General features: G+C 39.2%; 19 protein-coding genes and 3 pseudogenes. 13 read left to right on the forward strand and 9 right to left on the reverse strand.

Annotated elements, in window-relative coordinates; all coding sequences use genetic code 11:
* Window positions 1-49: 49 nt before the first annotated feature.
* Entirely contained in the window at window positions 50-1,174 is a 1,125-nt protein-coding gene (locus AC2IP4_RS14895; protein ID WP_486311018.1) for a M14 family metallopeptidase, read from the forward strand.
* 70 nt (window positions 1,175-1,244) lie between these two features.
* Here the strand turns inward: AC2IP4_RS14895 and AC2IP4_RS14900 are convergent, their stop codons facing one another.
* A complete protein-coding gene (locus tag AC2IP4_RS14900) occupies window positions 1,245-1,904 on the reverse strand; it encodes a hypothetical protein (RefSeq protein ID WP_486311019.1) in 660 nt (219 codons plus the stop codon).
* 79 nt (window positions 1,905-1,983) lie between these two features.
* Window positions 1,984-2,343, reverse strand: a complete 360-nt coding sequence (locus AC2IP4_RS14905) for a hypothetical protein (protein WP_486311020.1) — start codon at window positions 2,341-2,343, stop codon at window positions 1,984-1,986.
* A 198-nt stretch (window positions 2,344-2,541) separates the two neighbouring features.
* Between AC2IP4_RS14905 and AC2IP4_RS14910 the strand changes: the two genes are divergently transcribed.
* Both AC2IP4_RS14910 and arsB read left to right on the forward strand, forming a co-directional pair.
* Entirely contained in the window at window positions 2,542-2,883 is a 342-nt protein-coding gene (locus AC2IP4_RS14910) for an ArsR/SmtB family transcription factor (protein ID WP_486311021.1), read from the forward strand.
* Window positions 2,884-3,054: 171 nt separating this feature from the next.
* Window positions 3,055-4,098, forward strand: a complete 1,044-nt coding sequence (gene arsB / locus AC2IP4_RS14915) for an ACR3 family arsenite efflux transporter (RefSeq protein ID WP_375320296.1) — start codon at window positions 3,055-3,057, stop codon at window positions 4,096-4,098.
* 82 nt (window positions 4,099-4,180) lie between these two features.
* Here arsB and ccoP read toward each other — a convergent pair whose 3' ends face one another.
* The 4 genes from ccoP to AC2IP4_RS14935 are packed head-to-tail and all read right to left on the reverse strand — an operon-like array spanning window position 4,181 to window position 8,701.
* On the reverse strand, window positions 4,181-6,325 hold the full coding sequence (ccoP, locus tag AC2IP4_RS14920) for a cytochrome-c oxidase, cbb3-type subunit III (RefSeq protein WP_486311022.1): 2,145 nt from the start codon (window positions 6,323-6,325) through the stop codon (window positions 4,181-4,183).
* A 2-nt stretch (window positions 6,326-6,327) separates the two neighbouring features.
* The gene (ccoO, locus tag AC2IP4_RS14925; RefSeq protein WP_105056583.1) at window positions 6,328-6,942 is read right to left on the reverse strand and encodes a cytochrome-c oxidase, cbb3-type subunit II; all 615 of its coding nucleotides are present in this window, start codon (window positions 6,940-6,942) and stop codon (window positions 6,328-6,330) included.
* Window positions 6,942-8,357 carry a cytochrome-c oxidase, cbb3-type subunit I gene (gene ccoN / locus AC2IP4_RS14930; RefSeq protein WP_486311023.1) on the reverse strand — a complete coding sequence of 472 codons (1,416 nt, stop codon included), beginning with the start codon at window positions 8,355-8,357 and terminating at the stop codon, window positions 6,942-6,944. The genes ccoO and ccoN overlap by 1 nt, the downstream gene beginning before the upstream one ends.
* Window positions 8,358-8,362: 5 nt before the next feature.
* Complete coding sequence (locus AC2IP4_RS14935) at window positions 8,363-8,701, reverse strand: c-type cytochrome (protein WP_105056275.1); 339 nt, start codon at window positions 8,699-8,701, stop codon at window positions 8,363-8,365.
* A gap of 299 nt (window positions 8,702-9,000) precedes the next feature.
* Here AC2IP4_RS14935 and norR point away from each other — a divergent pair.
* Together norR and AC2IP4_RS14945 are read left to right on the forward strand one after the other, a co-directional pair.
* A pseudogene (gene norR, locus AC2IP4_RS14940) lies at window positions 9,001-10,407 on the forward strand (nitric oxide reductase transcriptional regulator NorR); the annotation flags it as partial.
* A gap of 123 nt (window positions 10,408-10,530) precedes the next feature.
* The gene (locus AC2IP4_RS14945; protein WP_486307649.1) at window positions 10,531-11,460 is read left to right on the forward strand and encodes a helix-turn-helix domain-containing protein; all 930 of its coding nucleotides are present in this window, start codon (window positions 10,531-10,533) and stop codon (window positions 11,458-11,460) included.
* Window positions 11,461-11,528: 68 nt separating this feature from the next.
* On the opposite strand, the pseudogene AC2IP4_RS14950 reads toward AC2IP4_RS14945, so the two are convergent.
* Window positions 11,529-11,736: pseudogene (locus AC2IP4_RS14950) on the reverse strand (transposase); the annotation flags it as partial.
* Window position 11,737: 1 nt separating this feature from the next.
* On the opposite strand from AC2IP4_RS14950, the pseudogene bcsG reads away from it, so the two are divergent.
* A pseudogene (gene bcsG / locus AC2IP4_RS14955) lies at window positions 11,738-12,388 on the forward strand (cellulose biosynthesis protein BcsG); the annotation flags it as partial.
* A 76-nt stretch (window positions 12,389-12,464) separates the two neighbouring features.
* Here the strand turns inward: bcsG and AC2IP4_RS14960 are convergent.
* Window positions 12,465-12,932, reverse strand: coding sequence for a NanQ anomerase/TabA/YiaL family protein (locus AC2IP4_RS14960; protein ID WP_486307650.1), 468 nt, complete (start codon window positions 12,930-12,932; stop codon window positions 12,465-12,467).
* Window positions 12,933-13,104: 172 nt separating this feature from the next.
* Here AC2IP4_RS14960 and AC2IP4_RS14965 point away from each other — a divergent pair, with 172 nt between their 5' ends.
* From AC2IP4_RS14965 to AC2IP4_RS14975, 3 genes are all read left to right on the forward strand, one after another.
* Entirely contained in the window at window positions 13,105-14,133 is a 1,029-nt protein-coding gene (locus AC2IP4_RS14965) for a helix-turn-helix domain-containing protein (RefSeq protein WP_375320292.1), read from the forward strand.
* Window positions 14,134-14,240: 107 nt separating this feature from the next.
* The gene (locus tag AC2IP4_RS14970) at window positions 14,241-14,612 is read left to right on the forward strand and encodes an MFS transporter (RefSeq protein ID WP_375320291.1); all 372 of its coding nucleotides are present in this window, start codon (window positions 14,241-14,243) and stop codon (window positions 14,610-14,612) included.
* A complete protein-coding gene (locus AC2IP4_RS14975; RefSeq protein ID WP_375320290.1) occupies window positions 14,605-15,828 on the forward strand; it encodes an HlyD family secretion protein in 1,224 nt (407 codons plus the stop codon). The genes AC2IP4_RS14970 and AC2IP4_RS14975 overlap by 8 nt, the downstream gene beginning before the upstream one ends.
* Before the next feature lie 49 nt (window positions 15,829-15,877).
* Here AC2IP4_RS14975 and AC2IP4_RS14980 read toward each other — a convergent pair whose 3' ends face one another.
* Window positions 15,878-16,741 (reverse strand): LysR family transcriptional regulator, encoded by an 864-nt coding sequence (locus tag AC2IP4_RS14980; protein ID WP_375320852.1) that lies wholly within the window; start codon window positions 16,739-16,741, stop codon window positions 15,878-15,880.
* A 185-nt stretch (window positions 16,742-16,926) separates the two neighbouring features.
* On the opposite strand from AC2IP4_RS14980, the gene AC2IP4_RS14985 reads away from it, so the two are divergent.
* The 4 genes from AC2IP4_RS14985 (at window position 16,927) to AC2IP4_RS15000 (ending at window position 21,638) form a co-directional block, all read left to right on the forward strand.
* Window positions 16,927-17,688 (forward strand): hypothetical protein, encoded by a 762-nt coding sequence (locus AC2IP4_RS14985; protein WP_375320289.1) that lies wholly within the window; start codon window positions 16,927-16,929, stop codon window positions 17,686-17,688.
* Between the two features lie 48 nt (window positions 17,689-17,736).
* Entirely contained in the window at window positions 17,737-19,257 is a 1,521-nt protein-coding gene (locus AC2IP4_RS14990; RefSeq protein ID WP_486307651.1) for an arylsulfatase, read from the forward strand.
* Between the two features lie 76 nt (window positions 19,258-19,333).
* The gene (locus AC2IP4_RS14995) at window positions 19,334-20,632 is read left to right on the forward strand and encodes an anaerobic sulfatase maturase (protein ID WP_486311024.1); all 1,299 of its coding nucleotides are present in this window, start codon (window positions 19,334-19,336) and stop codon (window positions 20,630-20,632) included.
* A 25-nt stretch (window positions 20,633-20,657) separates the two neighbouring features.
* Window positions 20,658-21,638: an AAA family ATPase gene (locus AC2IP4_RS15000; RefSeq protein WP_486311025.1), complete on the forward strand. Its 981-nt coding sequence runs from the start codon at window positions 20,658-20,660 to the stop codon at window positions 21,636-21,638.
* The last annotated feature ends 4 nt before the right edge of the window (window positions 21,639-21,642 follow it).

Raw genomic sequence — 21,642 nt, forward strand, 5'->3', positions numbered from 1 at the left:
AAGCGATAACGATAATCATCATAAAATTTATAATTTAAGTGGTATATAAATGAAAATATTCAGTAATTTTGAAAGTGGTAATATCCATGTCGTTGCAGCGAATACGCCTGATGATATTCAGTTAACTATTCCTGCCGATAATCAAACTGAGATCTCTCAATGGTTTCACTTTCGTTTAGAGAGCCAACCTCAACAGCAGCATTCATTTAAAATTTTAGGGTTAGCTAAATCTGCTTATCCTGAAGGTTGGCAAGATTACGATGTGGTTGCTTCTTATGACCGTGAAGAGTGGTTCCGTATTCCAGCTGAATTTGATGGCGATACGCTTAGCTTTAATGTAATGCCAGAGTACCGTTCAATGTATTTTGCATACTTTGCACCTTACTCGTACGATCGTCACCAAGACCTACTTCACGGTGCACAAACGCACCACAGCTGCCAGTTAGAAACGCTTGGTGTGACATTAGATAATAACGACATCAGTATTCTAACGATTGGTGAGCCTGCCGAAGGTAAGAAAAACATCTGGATCACTGGTCGTCAGCATCCGGGTGAGACAATGGCGGAATGGTTCATTGAAGGCTTATTATCACGCCTATTAGATGAAACCGACACGGTTGGCCGTGCCCTACTTGATACAGCTGTTTTCCATATTGTCCCTAACATGAACCCTGATGGCAGTATCCGTGGTCACTTACGTACCAATGCTATTGGCGTGAACTTAAACCGTGAATGGCAAACACCATCAATGGAAAGATCACCGGAAGTATTCCTTGTTCGTGAGCGTATGCTAGCAACAGGCGTTGATATGTTCTTAGACATTCATGGCGATGAAGCGCTCCCATACAACTTCGTTGCCGGTGGTGAAGGTATTCCTTCTTACAATGAGCGTATTGCTGCTTTAGAGAATACCTTTAAACAAGCTCTATTGACTATCACACCTGAGTTCCAAGACGAGATTGGTTACGACAAAGATGAGCCAGGTACTGCAAACTTAACCGTGGGTTCTAACTGGGTTGGTGAGCAATTCAAATGTCTATCTTATACTGTTGAGATGCCATTTAAAGATCACATTAGCCACGCTGATGAACTGTATGGTTGGTCTCCAGAGCGAAGCATCGCCTTTGGTCAAGATACGCTATCTGCTATTTGGGCTACCGTTGGTAAGTTGTAGTCTCTTTTGATAAAAACTAAAAAAACGCCGTAGATAATACTCTACGGCGTTTTTGTTTAAGGTAATATTACTACTGCTGAACTTTAGATTGAATCTCTGTTCCCGCTTCTCTCAATAAATTAAACGGTGACATTATTACCCCTTTTACGGCTCCTTGAGTGGCTTGCTGTGATAACTCTTCCGTTTTATCGATAATTTGATCGGCTTTTGCCATGATTGGTGGCACTTCTTTTCGCAATCTCTCTGACTCTTTAATCACAGCAGGAATGGTTGTTACTCGGTACCCTTTACTTTCAACAAAAGCTTTAGGAAAAACTTGCTCGCGATAATATTTTAATTCGACCAATACCATTGGGATTGTCTTTTCATTTATAGCGTTCATTACCGTAATCACTTCAGGTAACGACTCCGTACGAATAGACTTTACTTCATCAAGAATAAGAGGAATTTTACTGTCTACCGAAACGACGGTTTGATTTACATCTTTAACCGTATCTTTTACTTCACTCACTAAAGTTAATACTTGAGGAGTCAGGTCTTCAATGTGTTGAGCCAATAATAGCCATTGCTCTATTTCAAGTTTATCCGCGGTTTGATTTACCTCTTCCATAAATTCAGGATAGCGTTCAACCACTGTATTTATTGAATAAGTAAAAGAATAGATGGTGTAACCTAGATAAAAAATTGAAACCGCTAATAAGGCTTGTATTGCTATTCCTAGTCTCGCCATAAGTATTGTCCATAAATAAGTTATGCCTCTACCTTACGACACCTACAGAAACAAATACAACTACTTATCTACATCGTAATTAAGCTAAAGCCAATAAAATACCGCCAACCGTTAAGGCTGCTGATACATACTGACCTGCTGAATAAGAAGTATCATTTTCCTCTTCAATTTTATCAGGATGGTCCATGCCCAATGCTCCATGAGCAAAAGATTCGACTTGCTCAGTCACGTCAGAATTTTCTTGTTTGTTAAATTGATTATCTCTTTCTATCTCTTGTAACGCGTACAATAATGCTTTGCCTTCATTGGATAACGACACCGTATTATCTTGAACCTTAATCGTATTCATTGATGAGGTCGACACAGGGACTGAACTCAAGCTAGCAATAGGCTTTGCGTAAGTATATGCCGTTGATTGAGTTGAGATTCCATTTAACATTTATGACGACTATTCATCTAAATAATGTATCGGAAGCTATGTGTAAAACTTGTGGTAATATCAGCATTTAACGAACAATTTCCGAACTTGATCACTTTTTCTTTGCAAGAAATTTTAGTTTTCACTCTTCGTTACTTGATCTTCCTTTTTAATCCTATTATATTAATCGTGTTTTTACGATTAATCAGTGAGCTGATAATGACAACTCAATGCCAACCGACAAACAAGTGTACCTTTCCAACTTCAGTACAAGATCTGAAACAAGAGAAAGAGTTTGCAGCACTCGCTAAAGCCTTAGCTCACCCTGCTCGTGTTCGTATTCTGAAGATTTTATCAACACTAGAGAAGTCAGGTGGCTGTTTAAACAGTGATTTAGTTTCTGAACTTGGCTTAGCGCAATCAACCGTATCTGAACATTTACGTGTATTAAAGCAAGTTGGCTTTATTACTGCTGAATCGATACCACCAAAAATGTGTTACCGAATTAACCGTGAATGCATTACTCAATTTGATCACTTAACGAATCAAATTTTAATGTAATTCCAACATTGCTAGTTTAAACACCATCACGTTACTTATTTTACTCCTATAATTAGTATAAATGAGAACGTGATTATTTTTAATTACATCAATCGCAATTCGACGATATTCGATTAGTGTAAACCATTAACTAAATGAATAATTTACTAGATAAAACCGTAAGGAGGTTTTATGCAACCTAAGCTCAGTTTTCTTGACCGATATCTAACATTATGGATTTTCCTAGCGATGGCCATCGGCGTTCTTATTGGCGTTCAATTCCCTCAAGTTGCTGGGTGGAATGAATCTATGTCAGTCGGTACAACCAACGTTCCTTTAGCTATTGGTTTGATTTTAATGATGTACCCACCACTGGCAAAGGTGAATTACAACTTACTTGGTCCTGTCATGAAAGACAAAAAAGCCATCACTCTTTCACTTATTATGAATTGGATTATTGGGCCTATTCTGATGTTCATTCTTGCGCTGACATTCTTAGGTGACCACCCAGGTTATATGGTCGGTATTATTCTCATCGGTTTGGCTCGTTGTATCGCGATGGTATTAGTATGGAACGATATTGGCGGTGGCAATAAAGAATATGGTGCCGCATTAGTTGCCATAAACTCTGCATTCCAAATCGTCACTTACAGTGCAATGGCGTGGTTGTTTATCAGCGTTCTACCACCAATCTTTGGCTATGAAAGCATGGTTGTTGATATTTCAATGATGGATATTGCACACAGTGTACTTATCTATTTAGGTATTCCGTTTTTAGCTGGATTTTTAAGCCGTAAGATCTTAGTCGCGAGAAAAGGGGAAGAGTGGTACAACACGGTTTTCATTCCGAAAATCTCACCTATCACCTTGATTGCTCTATTGGGTACGATTGTTCTGATGTTTAGCTTAAAAGGTGAAATGATCCTTGAGCTACCAATGGATGTGGTGCGCATTGCCATTCCACTAACGATCTACTTTGTATTAATGTTCTTCTCTAGCTTCTTTATCGGTAAGAAAATAGGTATTCCTTATGATAAAAATGCATCTATCGCATTCACTTCAACTGGCAATAACTTTGAGTTAGCCATTGCGGTGTCTATTGCGGTATTTGGTTTGAATTCAGACCAAGCATTTGCAGGCGTTATTGGCCCACTCATTGAAGTGCCAGTATTAATTGCATTAGTTAATGTGGCATTGAGAATGAAAGATAAATATGAAGTGAAGGCAACCGCTTAGTTGTGCACAATCTGAATTAAAATAAAAACGGGTCGTTGATATTCTCTATCAACGACCCGTTTGTATATACCAACAATCTTACTTATTCGACGTTAATATTGCGGTCACGTTTATCGTACATATCTGGCGTGGTATGGAAATTACCCGCATAACCCGCTTGTTGTAATTTCTCTCGTACCGCTTTCACTTCTTCTATCGTCACAACCTCTGTGCGATCACCTAAGTAATTACGAATAAAAGAGATTAATTCAGATAATTGAGCATCGGTTAATATGTTTTGAAAACTCACCATCGGCATGAAGTTCCTTTCTTCATTTAGGTAACTTGGTTCAAGTCCTCGAATAACCACCGCAATAGTATTGTATGGGTCTCTGTGCATGATAATACCGTTATTTAACAACGTCGGAGCAATAGGATCTCGCCCTTTACCATCCTCTCCATGACACGCACCACAGGTTGAAACAAATAAAGGATACATATCAGATTGTTTCGCTTGCTCTGTAAACCCTGTCGGTTGCAGCTGCTTCGTACTTGGCGGAATGATATTATTTTCATCTCCCACCAATAGATACGTCGCCATTGCCTCCACATCTTCACGAGTCATAAAGCTGGTGCTATTTTTAACCACATCAGCCATACCACCAAAGGCAGACCCTTTATCTGAATGCCCTGTATGTAAGAAATCAGTCAATGATTTAACATCCCAACGATCTTGATATAACTCACGAGATGAAATATCTGGCGCGTTCCAACCATCAATAATATTACCTTGGAAGATCTTATCCGTTTCTAATGCCTGAGCAATATTACGTGGCGTATGGCACTCTGAACAATGTCCGAGCCCTGCCACTAAATATTTACCACGGGCCCAAATATCTGCATTGTCTTCTGGAGCGTTAGTCGTTAAATCTAACGGCTCTCTATCCATAAATACGATATTCCACCCTAATAGTCCTAAGCGAATATTTGACGGAAACATCATGCTATTGTCGTCATTACGACGTGAAACCGCAGGAATTGATTGCAAGTAATCCCACAATATTTTTACATCGTCTTCTGTCACATATTGATAAGACGTATAAGGCATTGCAGGGTACAGATAGCCATGTTTTCCCTTGCCATCATAAAGTGCTGCTTTGAACTCTTCATAACTGTAATCACCAATCCCTTCGGTATAATGAGGCGTAATATTGGTTGAATACACGGTCCCAAATGGCGTGACAAACGGTAATCCACCCGCAAACGGTTCTCCTCCTTCTGCGCTATGACAAGCAACACAATCCCCTGCATAAGCCAGATATTCACCTTGGGTTAGTTCTTCTTGTGGAATAGCGGACATCTTTTCATCGTAAGCAATACGTTGAGAGGTAATAAACGCTCCTAACGCTAAAATATCGTTGTCACTTAATTGATCTTCAAACGCAGGCATAATGTTGTTCAAACCATAATTAATCGTGTGTTGTATTTCTTCAATACTTCCTCCATGCAACCACACATTATCTGATAAATTTGGTGCCCCAATCGCTTGATTTCCTTTTGCATCGGCACCGTGGCACGCAATACAACTTTTCATAAATGCCGTTTTACCAAGGTCTATTTTGACTGAAGGTGCATTTAGTGGTCGCTGTTGCAAAGAAGCCAAGTAATAAGAAATATTCTGAATGTCCTCTTTAGGAAGAATATTTATCCACCCAGCCATTGCTCCGTAACGTCCTTTTTTAATTGAATGCAAAATAGCTTCATCAGAGCCGCCATATAACCACACATTATCAATTAAATTAGGGAAGTGTTTTTGGCCTTGCCCATTAGCTCGATGACAAGCAGCACAGTGAGTTTGAAATAGCCCTTTGCCAGAAGCCACAATATTAGGTTCGGCAGCGAGTACCGTTAAATCTGTTTTACCCAATTGTGCTATTTGCTCATCCAAGGATTCATTATGTTCTTGCACCGTATCATCACTTTGCTGCCACCCTAACAAGCCTTGCCAGTTACCCAGCCCCGGATATAAAACTAGGAATACCAAAGAACAAGCAAAAGCAACAAAATACCCAACGAACATAATGCGCGGCGGTGGCCCATCGTTTTCATCAATGTCATCAAATGAATCAATGGTTTTATCTTTATCAGCAAGGTGATTGGTTCGCCAATACTTAATCACCACATAGACCATTAAGGCTAAGAAAATAACAGTAAGACTAATGACCCATACATTCCAAAATCCAGTCATAATTATTCTCCCTGATCTTGCATGGTATCAACACCCAAGCTCTGCAAATAACGGATTAACGCTTCACCTTGAGTTTTCCCTACCACTTTAAGTCGAGCACCATCAATGTCTGCATCCGTATAAGGCACACCAAGCGTACGTAGCGCTCGCATTTTTTCAGAAATAGCCTCTCCATCAAGAGTTTGCTCAAACAACCATGGATAGCTTGGCATGATAGAAGTTGGCACCACATTACGAGGGTTCATTAAATGAATCACATGCCATTGATCGGAATACTTACGTCCCATGTTCGTTAAATCAGGACCAGTACGTTTTGAGCCCCATAAATTTGGAAACTCATAAATATCATCGGCTTCTTTATTGGCACGACCATTACGCAGTATTTCGGCTTCTAACGGACGCACCATTTGGGTATGACAAACATGACACCCTTCGCTGATATAAATATCTCGTCCCGCAAGTTCTAGTGCAGTAAGCGGTTTAGCCAAGGATATTTTCTTCAAATCCGAGGCCATAAACACATTAGGAACGACCCAAACTAACAACGAAAAAGAGGCAACAATAACCGTTGAGAGAATTAAAATTAAAACCGATTGGGTAAAGTCTTTACTTAAGATCATGATTTACCCTCCATTGCCGTTGTGGGAACTGAATCTGAGGTAACCGTTTTATACAGATTAAAGACCATCATCAATAAACCGACCACAAAGAACACACCACCAAGGAATCGAACAAACAACCAAGGCGCTTTAAAGTCCATCGCCTCCACAAAACTGTAAGCGAGTGAGCCATTATCAAGTTGGGTAAGCCACATGTACCCTTCACCAATCCCTGCAACCCATAGAGCAATAGCATAAAGAGCAACCCCAATATGAGCGAACCAGAAATGCCATTTTAATAAACGGAGTGACCACAGATCTTCTTTTCCCCACAAGCGAGGAATGAAGTAATAAAATACCGCAATGGCAGACATACCCACCCAACCTAAGGCAGCAGAATGTACATGACCAATGATCCATTCGGTATTATGAGCAACCATGTTAAACCAACGGATCGCCAATAGTGGGCCTTCGAACGTAGCTAGACAGTAATAAAGAATGGCAGAGAAGAAGAACAACATTATGTAGTCTTTCTTCAGTTTTGCTTTGTTAGAAAGTAAGGTCATCGCACTATTGAATGCGCCTGCCCATGATGGGATCCACAAAATCAGCGACATGACGATACCAATATTTTGCACCCACTCTGGTACTGAGGAATAGATCAGATGATGCGTTCCCGCCCAGGTATAAAAGCCCACGAGTCCCCAAAAATGAATGATAGATAAACGGTAGGAATAAATAGGACGTTCTGACACTTTAGGGATGAAGTAGTAGTTCATGGCAATAATGCCCGCAGTTAACAAGAAACCTACTGCATTGTGACCCCACCACCACTGAACAATGGCATCTTGCGCACCTGCATAGACAGAATAAGATTTCCACATCGACACGGGTAATGCCAAATTATTAATAATGAAAATCATTGCGATAACAAGAATAAATGCCCCAAAAAACCAATTGGCAACAAAGATATGGCTGACGGTTCGTTTCGCAATAGTACCGAAAAACAAGACCGCATAGAGCACCCAAACTAAGGCGATTAATATATCAATTGGCCATTCTAACTCTGCGTATTCTTTGGTCGTTGTATATCCTAATGGCAGGGTAATTAGCGCGAGGATTAAAATAAACTGCCAACCCCAGAAGACCATCCAAGACAGACTTTTATTAAATAATTCAATCTTACTTGTTCGTTGAACAATGTAGAGCGAGGTCCCCATTAAAATATTAACGACGAAACCAAAAATAACCCCCGACGTATGCAACGGGCGCAATCGACCAAACTGAAAATATTGAGAATCAAAATTGAGCGATGGCCAATACAGCTGAGCGGCAAGTATCACACCAACGCTCATACCAATGACAGCCCAAATAACCGCAGCAATAATAAAATAGCGTACAACTTTTGTATCGTAATCCCTGATATCTGTCATCGCCTTTACTCCATTTTATCTTTAGACTCAGAACCTAACATCGAGTAATAGTAGGCAATGTCTTTCATGTCTTGATTAGATAAAGTATCTGCTTGCTGCTGCATTAGAATGGCTAACCCACTGGTTCTCTCGCGGGATTTATAATCTTTGAGTGCAGACACAAGGTAAGAAGCACGCTGGCCTCGTAAATTTGGATAGGGGTCAATCAATGCAATGCCATCAGCACCATGACAAGTCATGCATACTTTGGCTTTTTGTTTTCCAATCTCAAACTGATTTGATTCTTCAGCAGAAAGAAAACCACTAAATAAAAAAGCAAAATAAACGACAAACCACTTATTCATATCTAAAACCCTTATGGATCAACAATAATAATAAGCGTAGATTATTTATTTTAAGCGTGCTCAATTTAGGTCGTATAAAATCATAAATATAAGTGCTAAATGTGACTTACTCGTGCACAATTCATCCTCTCACCGGAGACATTCTTACTCCTAAAGAGTTAAATAAACGGGCTATCCCGATCTCTGGTAAGATCATTTATCTACTGATTACCCTTTCATTGATCTAGATTAAACCTTCAATGATGTGTTTTTAACATCAACTGATACCCTAGTCTCTCTGCTTTCTATCGGTGTATGCAATGAAACCTTCTATCGAAAAAGTCTTACTTCAAATCGCATTGGATCTTAGTTCTAATTTATCAAGTGATTTACATTACCAACGTTTGATCTCTTCTATTCATCAAGTGTTTCCCTGTGATGCTAGTGCATTGTTTGTATTAGACCATGATGGTTGCTTAAAACCAGTTGCCGTTCAGGGTTTATCTACCGCCGTATTAGGTCGTTGCTTTCCTCCAAAAGTACACCCAAGATTGCAAGCCATTTTAGAGAGCAAGCACCCTGTTCGATTCGAATCAAACTCAGACCTACCAGATCCCTTTGATGGCTTATTATTGGTTGATGAACATGTCAATATTGAAGTACATGACTGCCTAGGCTGTAGCTTATATGTCGAAGATACTTTAGTGGGTTTACTAACCCTAGATGCATTAGAGGTTGGTGCCTTTAAAAAGATAGATAATATAACCATTGAAACTTTCGCAGCATTAGCCGCTGCAACCCTACATAATAAAGCCTTAATTGAGACGCTTAAAAACAGCAATCAACAACAGAAATCGATCAACCAAGCCTTAATCCAACAAGCCAGAAATCAAAAAGGTGAATTGATTGGGATTAGCCCTCAAATTGAACGATTACGTAATAATATCAAGATAGTATCGCATTCTGATTATGCAGTACTCATCAGTGGTGAAACGGGTTCAGGGAAAGAATTGGTCGCGCATTCAGTCCATGAGCAATCTTCTCGAAGTGACCAAGCAATGATTTATGTAAACTGTGCTGCATTACCAGAGTCTCTCGCAGAAAGTGAGTTATTTGGTCATGTAAAAGGCGCGTTTACTGGTGCAAATAACCATCGAGCGGGCAAGTTTGAATTAGCGGGTAACGGTACGATCTTCTTAGATGAAATCGGTGAATTGCCTTTATTAATTCAAGCCAAATTATTACGTGTTATTCAACAAGGTGAAGTTCAACGTGTTGGCTCCGATAAAAACGTAATGGTGAATGTGCGTATCATCGCCGCAACTAACCGAAATTTAGAGCAAGAAGTAGAAGCTGGACGCTTTAGAGCTGACTTATTCCACCGTTTAAATGTGTTCCCAATAAATGTGCCTCCCCTTCGTGATCGTGACGGTGATATTTCTGTTTTAGCAGGCTATTTATTAGATAAAGTTCGTACCCAATTTAACGTACCTAACCTGCATATTCATCCACGTACATTAACTCATTTAGAGAACAGTCCGTGGTTAGGCAATGTACGAGAGCTTGAACATACGTTAATGCGTGCAGGGCTTCGAGCAATACAAGAAAACGATACCAGTATAACTCTGGCTCACTTTTTAGGAGATGTTGAACACTCTGATGATGCAAAAACGACAACAAGGTTACTACCCAAAGAAAGTAAACCAATGCGTGATTTGGTTGAAAGCTAGGCTCTTTATTACTCAAACTGGTTAAATTTTAACAGTAACAACTATCCTGCCAGAGATTCTATGGAAAAAGAAACTTAATAAGCTATATTTAATAGAAAGGATGATAAAGGAATATAATCAATGAGGTTTGCAAACTACTTACAAAGAATTCGAAGCGAACAAGAGCTAACTCAGCAGTCACTGTTAGAATTATTAATAAATTCTGATGAACAATTTTCTAAACTTGACTTAACAACGTTAAGCCGTTGGGAGAGGGGAGTAACAACACCAAAACTTGAAAAACAAATTATTATCGCCCGATTAATGAATGATGATATAGCTCACCTTTTAGATCCTGAGACTAATCCCTCATCTAATAAAAAGAATAGTTTAGATAAGATTATTAACACTGTAAAAAATTCATATATAAATAATGACCTACCTTTCCATTTAATAAAATTGAATATGTTAGAAAATGAGCCTTTATTATCTAAGAAGTTGCAAGCATTCCATTTACACCACCTTGGTGTAGAGCTCAACGATGCCTTTTTTACAAAAAAAAATGTTTATGTTGATTTATATCTGGGTGAAAAAGAAGAATTGATAGGGCACTTACTCTATGGTTATGTTTCAGTAGAACACGGAATGCCCTCATTAGACCCAAATAAATGTGAATTTATTGAATCCTCTCCAGAACAAGAACAAGAACAAGAAATTGTGCTATATTTCATTTCATCTTACAGCATAATTCCAAAACCCCGCTCTATTATTATATTAACAATGCTAGATATATTACGTAAAAACACCTCCATTAATTCTGTTTGTATCAATTGCCATAATCAAGATGGATTTAATATCTATGATAAAATGACAACAACTGAGGTAATAAAGAAAGGCGAGGAAGTTGAATTTGGTGGCATAAAGCTCTTCGGTAAACGTTACCGCTATGTCCAAATACTTGTGAATATTGAAAGTATATTGGCTTCGAAAATAGTAGCAGATTTAATACCATTTACTTGTAAATACATTGAAAATTTATTACAAGAACAGAAATTAAAAAATGATAGTTAGTAATTTATCTCAAATTACAAATCAAAAAAGCCAATGACTGAAATGACCCAGGGCGACCGCATGAGTGTTTAGTTTTTAGCCATACTATTAAAACCAGCGTTCAATACTGCCTCTAACATAGAAGTATTCATCATGCAGCGTTTCTGCTTTCCGATAATACTGAGTTTAGTTGGGCATATTCAGACTCATATGGCGCAAGCAAGATACGTTTTCTGCGCCATGATCCTTGTATATCTGACACGCATCTTCATTCATACTAACATCAAGTACCCAATGCTCTCTAACCGCATTAGTGCAATATCAATCAGCCTTTGATGGTTCACCCATTTATCGGGATAAAGAAGTACTGACTCGCTGGCTAGGGAACCGAGAAAAGGAACAAGATAACTCTGTTGTCGCACTTTATAATACGATTTCATTACACGGTGGTAATCGCATTATTAGAGCCAGCGGTAAAGTCGGCTTAGTCAGTTATAAGTTGAGGTTGAAAAATTTATTGGATGATTTATATGATTTCTTCCAGACGCTTAAAGCCTCAAAACGTAATGTTGTTGTCATGCTTGTTCCTGAGCATGGTGCAGGTATGCGCGGCGATAAAATGCAGATTGCAGGTATGCGTGAAATCCCATCATCTACGATAGTACACACTCCTGTTGGTATGAAGATCTTTGGTGAAAATATCACTCGCACAGGAGATACGGTTCATATTAATGCTGCATCAAGTTACTTAGTCGTTTCAACATTAGTTAGTCGAATTTTAGAGCAAGATATTTATAGCCAAAAAACGTTTGACCCTAAAGCCTTAACTCAAGGGTTACCAAAAACAAAAATGGTTGCTCAAAACTCAGGGACGACAGTAATGAAATATAACAGCAAACCTTATGTTTCTCTTGATGGCTCAACATGGTCTGAATACCTAACAAAATAATGCGTCATAAAAAAGCCCACGCCCTATATTTAGTATAGGACGTGGGCTTTATTTTATGAAAACAGTACTGATTTAACTACACCAATAATGCACTATTTACTTTAATAATCAGTTTCTTCACAGCTGCTGGCTTACCATTAACCGCAACTAGAGGGCGATGTGGTTGCTTAGGGGTAAAGATAATAAATTCTCCAGCCTCTAACGTTACAAACTGTTCATCTTGAACATCATTACTGAATGCGATGTCTTTCTCTTCAAGGCAATCATCTTCAATCGATAGTAATGGATATTCACTGTAACCAAACGTCTCAGTGCCTTCCAAAATTAATTGAACATCTAGGTATTTATGGTGAATCTCTGAACGACGATGTTTTTTCAATTCCGTTTTATCATTCACAATAAAATAGACTGACTCATCATGTAATGGGTAATTGCCTACCTCTGTATTTTCTATTGTTTGTTCTTTTACTTTTTGAATGATCTCAATGATAACAGGGTGTAATGCAGCCCCTTGAATATCATCACTCCATTTACCTTTAAACACGATAACCTCTTAAGAAACAACCACAATATGTAACTGAAAATAGTAGCATGATAAATTGATTTTTCTTATCTTTCTTCACTTACCACTACATAAAAAAGCAACATAAGTATAAATTACAACAAGGTTAGATATAATCACACTCAATTATCAAAATCATCATTTGAGGAAATTCATGGCAAAGCTCAGTGCAACTTATCTTGTTCGCGTTCATATCGCAAAAGTACTGATTGATCATGCTATGAAGCATTATGGCTTAACTCATTCTGATTTTAATATCCCACCACATTTACTAGATTATCAATTAAAGTTGATGCCATTAAGAGACCTAGAATCTCTACTTTGTAAGATTGAACACTTAACCCAAGACCCTACCTATACCGCAAAGCTAACCAAATCAGATAGCTTGAAAATATTTGGTCCTTTTATACAACTGCTTGCGAGCTCTACCAATTTAGGAATGGCTATAAAGCGTATGAATACGGTGCATAATGCGCTGCAATCAGGCGTGCAAGTAAATATGCTATTGAGTGGCTCTATCGCTAAATGGCGAATACTCACACCAACCTTAATTCCGCAAGCTCGTATTCATGAAAGTATATTAGCTGCTGGCTCTTTCTTACGTTTACTTCAATTATTTCATGGGGATGATTATCAGCCGATAGCCATTCATTTGGCGGGAGGCCCTATTGGTACATTAGGTGAAATAGAAGCCATTTTTAACTGCCCAATTGTATGGAACAGCCCAAATACACAAGTCTGGTTTCCCGTAAAAGACATTACTTGCCCAAGGCAATTTGAATTACCCACACCACAAGTAAAAGCGTTTACTATTGAGCAAGCCATGAGTTATATGCTCATACCTCTTCCTCAAGATATTTTAAAAATTGTATTTGAGCTAACGAAATACTCTCTATTTTTTGGTTATCCAACGCTTAAGTTTGTCGCAGACAAAATGGGCATGCGTCCATTAACTTTACAACGTCGCCTACAAGATCAAAGTATTTCATTTACAGATATTGTTCATCATAGTATTTGTGATGAAGCCATCGCTCTGATGAGTACTAATTTATCAATGTACAATATAGCCCAACGTGTGGGCTATAAAAATACCGCGTCGTTTTCGGTCGCCTTCAAGCGTATGTATGGCGTCACCCCCATCCAATACAGAAGCACGTTAATTACCCCAAACAGAAGCGTTTAAATGCATCATAAAAAGCAAATTATAGATATAACCAAACCTATAATATCGACTAAATACTCTATTAGACCTCATGCTTAGCCTTCATTATTTTCGAAGGTAAATCATTTATGAGTTTAGTCAGTATGCCCTTTGTTGGATCAGGTCAGGATCTCGGGCTACATGTTGTTGCAAGCGTTGTTATGATTGGAAGTATCATTGCACTTGCTTATGGTTTTTGGAAACTTCATGAATTACCAATTAACAAAGCACACAGCAAACAACACCAACAAATAGGACTCATTACCGCCCTCACTTGGATAGGCTTTGTCTGGCATTGGGTTTGGGTATTAGCCGTGATTTGTGCCTTTGTTGATGCAGAAAAAGCATTAATTAAAATTCGCGACATTTGGCATCAACCTACTTCAAAATTACAGGCACAAGCGCCAATAACAGAAGCAACTGCAACGCAATCAACTCAAGAGGAGAACAACAATGCTTGAGGGATTAGCCGTATGGGCTCTGTTTATTTATCTACTTCGAATGGTAGGTATGCCTTGGAATAAATTTACACAGGCTTTTGCTTACATTGGCGGCGGATCTTGGTTGTTATTTGTATGGGCAGGTTTATTAAACTATACCCCAATGGACTTATCTGGTGGTTCTGTCGTTCAATCGCCACACATTCAACTTCGTCCTGCGAGTACTCAGATTAAAGGGACAGTGGAAGCCATTCATATAAAACCGAACCAAGAAGTAACAAAGGGACAATTAGTGTATGAGATTGACGATGAGTTATATCAAATTGCACTCAACAAAGCGGAAGTATCACAAGAAGCCAGCGAAGTGGCGCTTGAAGTCGCTAAACAAAATGTAAAACTAGCGCACCAAGCTATTACTGCTTCAGAAAGTGATATTGTGGTTAGTCAAAAACAAATTGAAGCTAAAAAACAAGATCTAAAATACAAGCAGATCACGCTACAGCGCTACGTAGATCAAAACCGTAAAGTAAAAAATACGATTACTCAAAGCGCATTAGATGAACAAGGAACACTTGTATCTATTGGGCAAATCGATGTTGCCAGTGCTATTGCTCAATTAGACAAAGCAAAACTCGCTAATGAAAAAGCCCTTTTAGATTTAGACAACGCCAAGTTAGGCGTAAAGGCAAAAGAAAGTGAGCTAGCCAGCGCACAAGAAAGTGTCACTCAGGCACAATGGAACTTAGATAATACCAAGGTTTATGCACCTGCAGATGGCTATGTCACCAACTTCATTCTTCGTGAAGGGCAATACGTTGGCGCGGTTCCTCGAATGCAGATGTACACCAACGAGAAATACGTTTTAATGCGAGTTAACCACCAAGCCATTCGTAATGTCAAAGTGGGTCGCCCTGCGGAGTTTTCAAGTGCTGTATATCCTGGAAAAGTCTTTATTGCGGAGGTAGAAGGCATTGTTGAAGCCACAGGAGAGGCACAAGCAAACCTCTTGGGTAGAGAAACGAACGTTCGCCAAACGACAGGATTAAACGTTAATAATAAGCACCACTTTGTGCGTTTAAAACTCGAAGAGGGCGAAGGCTATGATATTCCTGTTGGCTCGGTTGGTTTAGCGTGGATATCAGGTGAAAAACCAATTGGCTTCATGGCCTTTCTAGATGTAATTCGCGGCATTATCATTCGAATGAAATCACAAATTTACTTCTTCTATTCGCTATAAATACTTCCACTTTGCCCTTCTGCTCAACTCTCTCGAGCGGAGGGGCTTTTTAGAGCCCCATCCATTCCATTAATGGCTTATTCTTACTCAACTTATCAATAATCTGCTGCCTCACTTTCTTATGCTGGGGGTCATTAATATAACGCTTATGATAAATAAATTTATAATCTGCTAAGTGCAACTTTACAGGACAAGGATAAATCGCTAAATCTAGCTGTTGTTGCCAACGTTTTGCAAATGATTGAGAAACTAAACCTAGCGATTCACCATGAGAGACGAACATTATTACGCTTGATAATGAAGAAACACTAAGTGCTATTTTCCGTTCTTTTACTGGCTCTTGCGAAATTTGTTCAAACCCACTAAGCCCCTGCCAACGTCCTGAATAAATCACATGTGATTCACGATAATAATCTTCTTTCGTTAATTGTTCTTGAATTCGAGGATGATCTTTTGCACAGACAACAACTAAGGGTTCGGTGTATACATCTTCAATAATGAACGCTGAATCTTTTATAGTGACAACGTCTAATACCAAATCTACTTTTTGTTCTCTAAGGTGTTCAAACATCATTGATTGGCTTCGAGGAGATTCGGAGAAATCGATTTGTTCCATTCCTACTAATGCATGAAGAATAATTTCCGCACAATAAACTGATAATGTATTTTTCTCATTCACTGCATCATTAATAGTATCTAAAGCAAATTGAAATTTGTTCGCTAACGCATGTGCTTTAGACGTTGCCTCTATGCCCCGTCCTTTCTTAATAAATAATTGCTTATCTATCTCAGTTTCAAGACGTTTAATCGCAGCACTCACCGCTGGTTGGGTTAATTCCAGTAACTCTGATGCCTTGGTGTACGACTGGCATTGGTATACCGCCATAAACGTACGAACTAAATTTAGATCCATTACTTTGTTAATACTCACTTTGGACTAATAAAACACCAAAACCAACACTATTCATAAATTGAATTTTGGTAACAGCATAAGTTGACCTTATTTATCTACACTTTACCACTGGTATATTTACTGCGCACTTACTCAATAACAGTAATGTGCGTTGACTCATTAAGATAAATATAAAAGAGCAAATAATGAAAAAAACATTTTTACTAATTTCGCTTCCTCTATTTTCATTATCGTGCGTTGCTGAGGATGCTCCACAAGATATGTCTGATCCGTTAGCGGTTTACACTCAAGCAGGTTTTGGAGTAACAGATAAAGGCATCAACCTTAAAGTAGGTCAAACCTACGATACAGGTAATGCTGACACAACAGCAATGAACGTAATTGAAATAAAAGGCATTGGCGGAGAGCTGCTTAACCTAAGAAATTCAGACGACTACCCATCAGTTGATGATTCTATTGATTCATTTCGTTTTCGTAATTTTAGCGCAAACATGAAGAATGGCAGTGGACATCAAATTGATATGACTTATGACGTAGAGACTGAAACCCTCTCAAGTTCTTATAGCATCATACAAGCCTTACCTAAAATGGGGATGTTTACCTTCTTCCCTCTTGCGGGTGCAGGAGTCACTGTTCAAAACGATCAAACCGGAGCTAACGGATATAGCATCCCTGGCACATTTGCCCTTATTGGTATGTATGCCAAAGCCCAATTAACCGACAAGATTTGGATTAACTACAACCCAATGTACATGTCGGCATTATCAGGCTCTACCGATTATAAAGAAAACAGCTATGGAAAAGGAAACAGCGATATTTTAACTCATGAATTCGCAATATCTTACCAAATTAATCCACGTTCAAATATCCGATACTTCGCCAATTGGAATGAATATACCGACATATCCAAAGGCGATCACCGTATCGAATATAACTACCAATTTTAATCGCAATACCATTTTAATTAAACGTACTCTACATTTTATGGAGATTTTATGAACGTAAAAAAAATCAACGCAAAGAAGTTCGCGCTTAATGCTTGCACACTTGCACTTGGTGCAGCTTCAGCTGTTGCTCACGCTGCAGATCAACCTAACATCGTCGTTATCTTTGGCGATGATGTCGGTTACTGGAACATCAGCGCTTACAACCAAGACATGCTGGGATACTCAACACCAAATATCGATAGTATTGCAAAAGATGGGGTGAAGTTTACTAACTTCTATGCACAACAAAGTTCAACTGCAGGCCGCTCAGCTTTCATCACCGGCCAAATGCCAAAACGAACAGGCTTATCAAAAGTTGGGATGCCTGGTGCACCAGAAGGCATTAGCGAAAAAGATCCAACTATCGCAACACTATTGAAAGATCTTGGTTACGCAACTGGTCAATTTGGTAAAAACCACTTAGGCGACCGTGATGATATGCTTCCTACAAATCACGGCTTTGATGAGTTCTTTGGTAACCTGTATCACCTAAATGCAGAAGAAGAACCTGAAAATGTCGATTATCCTAAAGATCCTGAATTCCGTAAACAATATGGTCCTCGTGGCGTAATTAAGTCGTCTGCGGATGGAAAAATCGAAGATACGGGCCCATTAACTAAAAAGCGTATGGAAACAATCGATACTGAAGTCTTAGGCATGGCTGAAACCTTCATTGAAAAACAAGTAAAAGCAGATAAACCATTCTTTACTTGGATCAATACCACTCGTATGCATAACAATACTCATATTGATGGTAAAGCCCGTGGCAAAACCGGTTTAGGTGATTATGCCGATGGCATGGTTCAACACGATGAACAAGTTGGCCAAGTACTAAAACAAATCAAAGACCTTGGTATTGAAGATAACACGATTGTTATTTACACCACTGATAATGGCCCAATGATCGCAACATGGCCAGATGCAGCAATGACACCATTCCGCAGTGAGAAAAATACGGGCTGGGAAGGCGGTTTCCGTGTACCAGCAATGGTTAAATGGCCAAACCATATCCCTAAAGGCAAAAACATAAATGGCATGATGTCACTAGAAGATTGGATGCCAACACTGCTTGCAGCTGCAGGTAATAATCACGTTAAACAAGACCTTCTAAAAGGCGAACGTATCCAAGGGAAAAAATATAACGTTCATCTAGATGGTTATAACCAATTACCAATGATCACTGGAAAAACAGAAGAAAGTGCTCGTAAAGAGTTTGCTTACTGGAGTGATGATGGTGACTTACTCGCAATCCGTTACGATCGCTGGAAATTCCACTTCATGATTCAAGAACATGAGACAGGATTAGACGTATGGAGATACCCATTCACAAAACTTCGCGTACCTCTGATCTTTGATTTAAAAGTCGACCCACTAGAACGTGGTGACGGCGGTATGGGCTATGACAAATGGATGTATGACCGCTCTTATGTACTTGCACTCGCTAAACGTGAAGCTGGCAAGATCTATAAGTCTTTTGAAAAATTCCCGCCTCGTATGAAAGCCGGCAGTTTTGTTCCAAAAGAAGATTAATCATTTTTAATTGATGATTTGTAATGTGCAGTGGCTCATTTCTGAGCCACTCTCTTTTTAATATATAAGTGATTCTATGTCTTATTCTTCTGTAAAAAATTCAACGTTCTTAGACGTTGTTCCATTAAAAACAGCAACAAAAAACACAGACTATCAACGTCGATTTCACGTAATGTCTAAACCCGGTGGTTCAAAATGTAACCTTGATTGCCAATATTGCTTTTATCTTCATAAGGATGAGTTGCTTCACCAACCAAAACAACCCGTAATGGATGATGCGACTTTAGAAGCCTTTATAAAGAGTTATATTGAGAGTCAAGATGGCCATGAAATAGTCTTCTCATGGCAGGGTGGAGAGCCGACTCTACTCGGTCTCGATTACTTTAGAAAAATTGTTCAGTTGCAACAAAAACACCGCCCTACGGGAGTGAAGATTGAAAACGATTTACAAACCAACGGTATTTTATTGAATGACGAATGGTGTCAATTTTTAAAAGAGCATGGATTTTTGGTCGGTTTATCAATTGATGGTCCAAGAGAGTTGCATGATAAGTATCGTGTGACTCGTAGTGGTAAACCTACTTTTCATTTAGTAATGGCGGCGGTTGAGCGCCTGCAAGCTTATCAAATACCTTTTAACGCTCTGGTTGTCGTAAATCGCCATAACGTAAAACACCCACTCGAGGTTTATCGATTCTTAACAAAAGAGCTTGGTGCTACTTACATTCAGTTCACTCCTTGTGTTGAAGCTAAAGATTTTGCCACTACTGCTCCTCAGTTTTGGAACGAATCAATGACACCAGAAAAAAGCAATGAGTTAGCTAAACCCGGACACCCAATGTCAATCGTCACTGATTGGTCTGTCGATCCAGATGACTGGGGCTCCTTTTTAAATACCGTATTTGTGGAGTGGGTTAATAATGATTTAGGTCGTGTGTTAGTTAACTTATTTGAAACCGCAGTTGCTCAGGTAATGGGTAAAGAATCTCAATTATGTGTGACTGCCGAGTTCTGCGGTAAAGGCCTAGCAATGGAACACAATGGTGATGTATTTAGCTGTGATCATTACGTATACCCTGAATATAAGCTTGGCAATATCAACGAACGTGGCTTAAACGAATTTGCTTTTTCAATCCGGCAGCATGGTTTTGGAATGGCGAAAAGAGACAGTCTTCCTGCCTACTGTAAAGCCTGCCCTTATTTAAATTTATGTTGGGGAGAATGTCCTAAAAATCGACTCATAAAATCTCCTGATGGTGAACTTGGATTGAACTATTTGTGCAGTGGCATTCGCGCTTTCTTCGATGAAAGCCTCCCTATGCTTACCGGATTATCTGTTTTATTAAAAAAGCAGCAAGACGCACTTAACCAATAAATATATGAATACTTCTGGAGTCATTATGCACAAAGCTCAAGATGCGGTTGCCAAATTAATTAATCATGTAAACCAATCGGTTGTTGGCCAAACTCATGTCGTTAAATCTCTGATTATCGGTTTGTTAACCAATGGTCACGTCCTACTTGAAGGCTTACCAGGAACGGCAAAAACACGCTCAATTAAAACGCTAGCACATGCATTAAATGCGTCATTTGGTCGAATTCAATTCACTCCAGACCTACTGCCTTCTGATGTAACGGGTACAGAGGTTTATCAAGAGATCAGTGGCAAACCTCAGCTGCATTTTCAAGCTGGCCCTATTTTTAACAGCATCGTTTTAGCGGATGAAATAAACCGTGCTCCTGCAAAGGTACAAGCAGCATTACTCGAAGCCATGGCTGAAGGCACTATCACAGTCAGTGATACCACCCATACCTTACCTGAACTCTTTATGGTACTCGCAACACAAAACCCAGTAGAGCAAGAAGGAACTTACCCATTACCAGAAGCACAAATGGATCGCTTTATGATGAAAGTAAGTGTGAGTTATCCCGATGATGAGGCCGAAAAAGAAATCATTCGTTTAGTTCGCTATGAAGAAAGTGAGCAAGAGAATCAATTACAAAAAGAAACCGTAACGATTGATCCAAAAACTATTTTAGAAGGACGTAAAGAGCTGCTTTTTATACATGTCTCTGACATTGCAGAAAACTATATCGTCGCTTTAGTCATGGCGACTCGTCATCCTGAGCGCTACCCGCACACCCAACTCGCACGATGGATTGAGGTTGGAGCAAGCCCTCGCGCCTCTATTGCACTAGATAAATGCTCTAGAGCTCACGCGTGGCTAGAAACAAGAGAACATGTACTTCCCGATGATATTAGAGCGGTTGCTCATTCTGTGCTAGGTCACCGTATTAGCCTTAGCTACGATGCGCTTGCTGATGGCATCACAGCTAGAGATGTCGTACAAGTTCTACTAAATAGTGTTGTGATTGGGTAACTAT

It is taken from the genome of Aliivibrio thorii, from assembly GCF_057368585.1.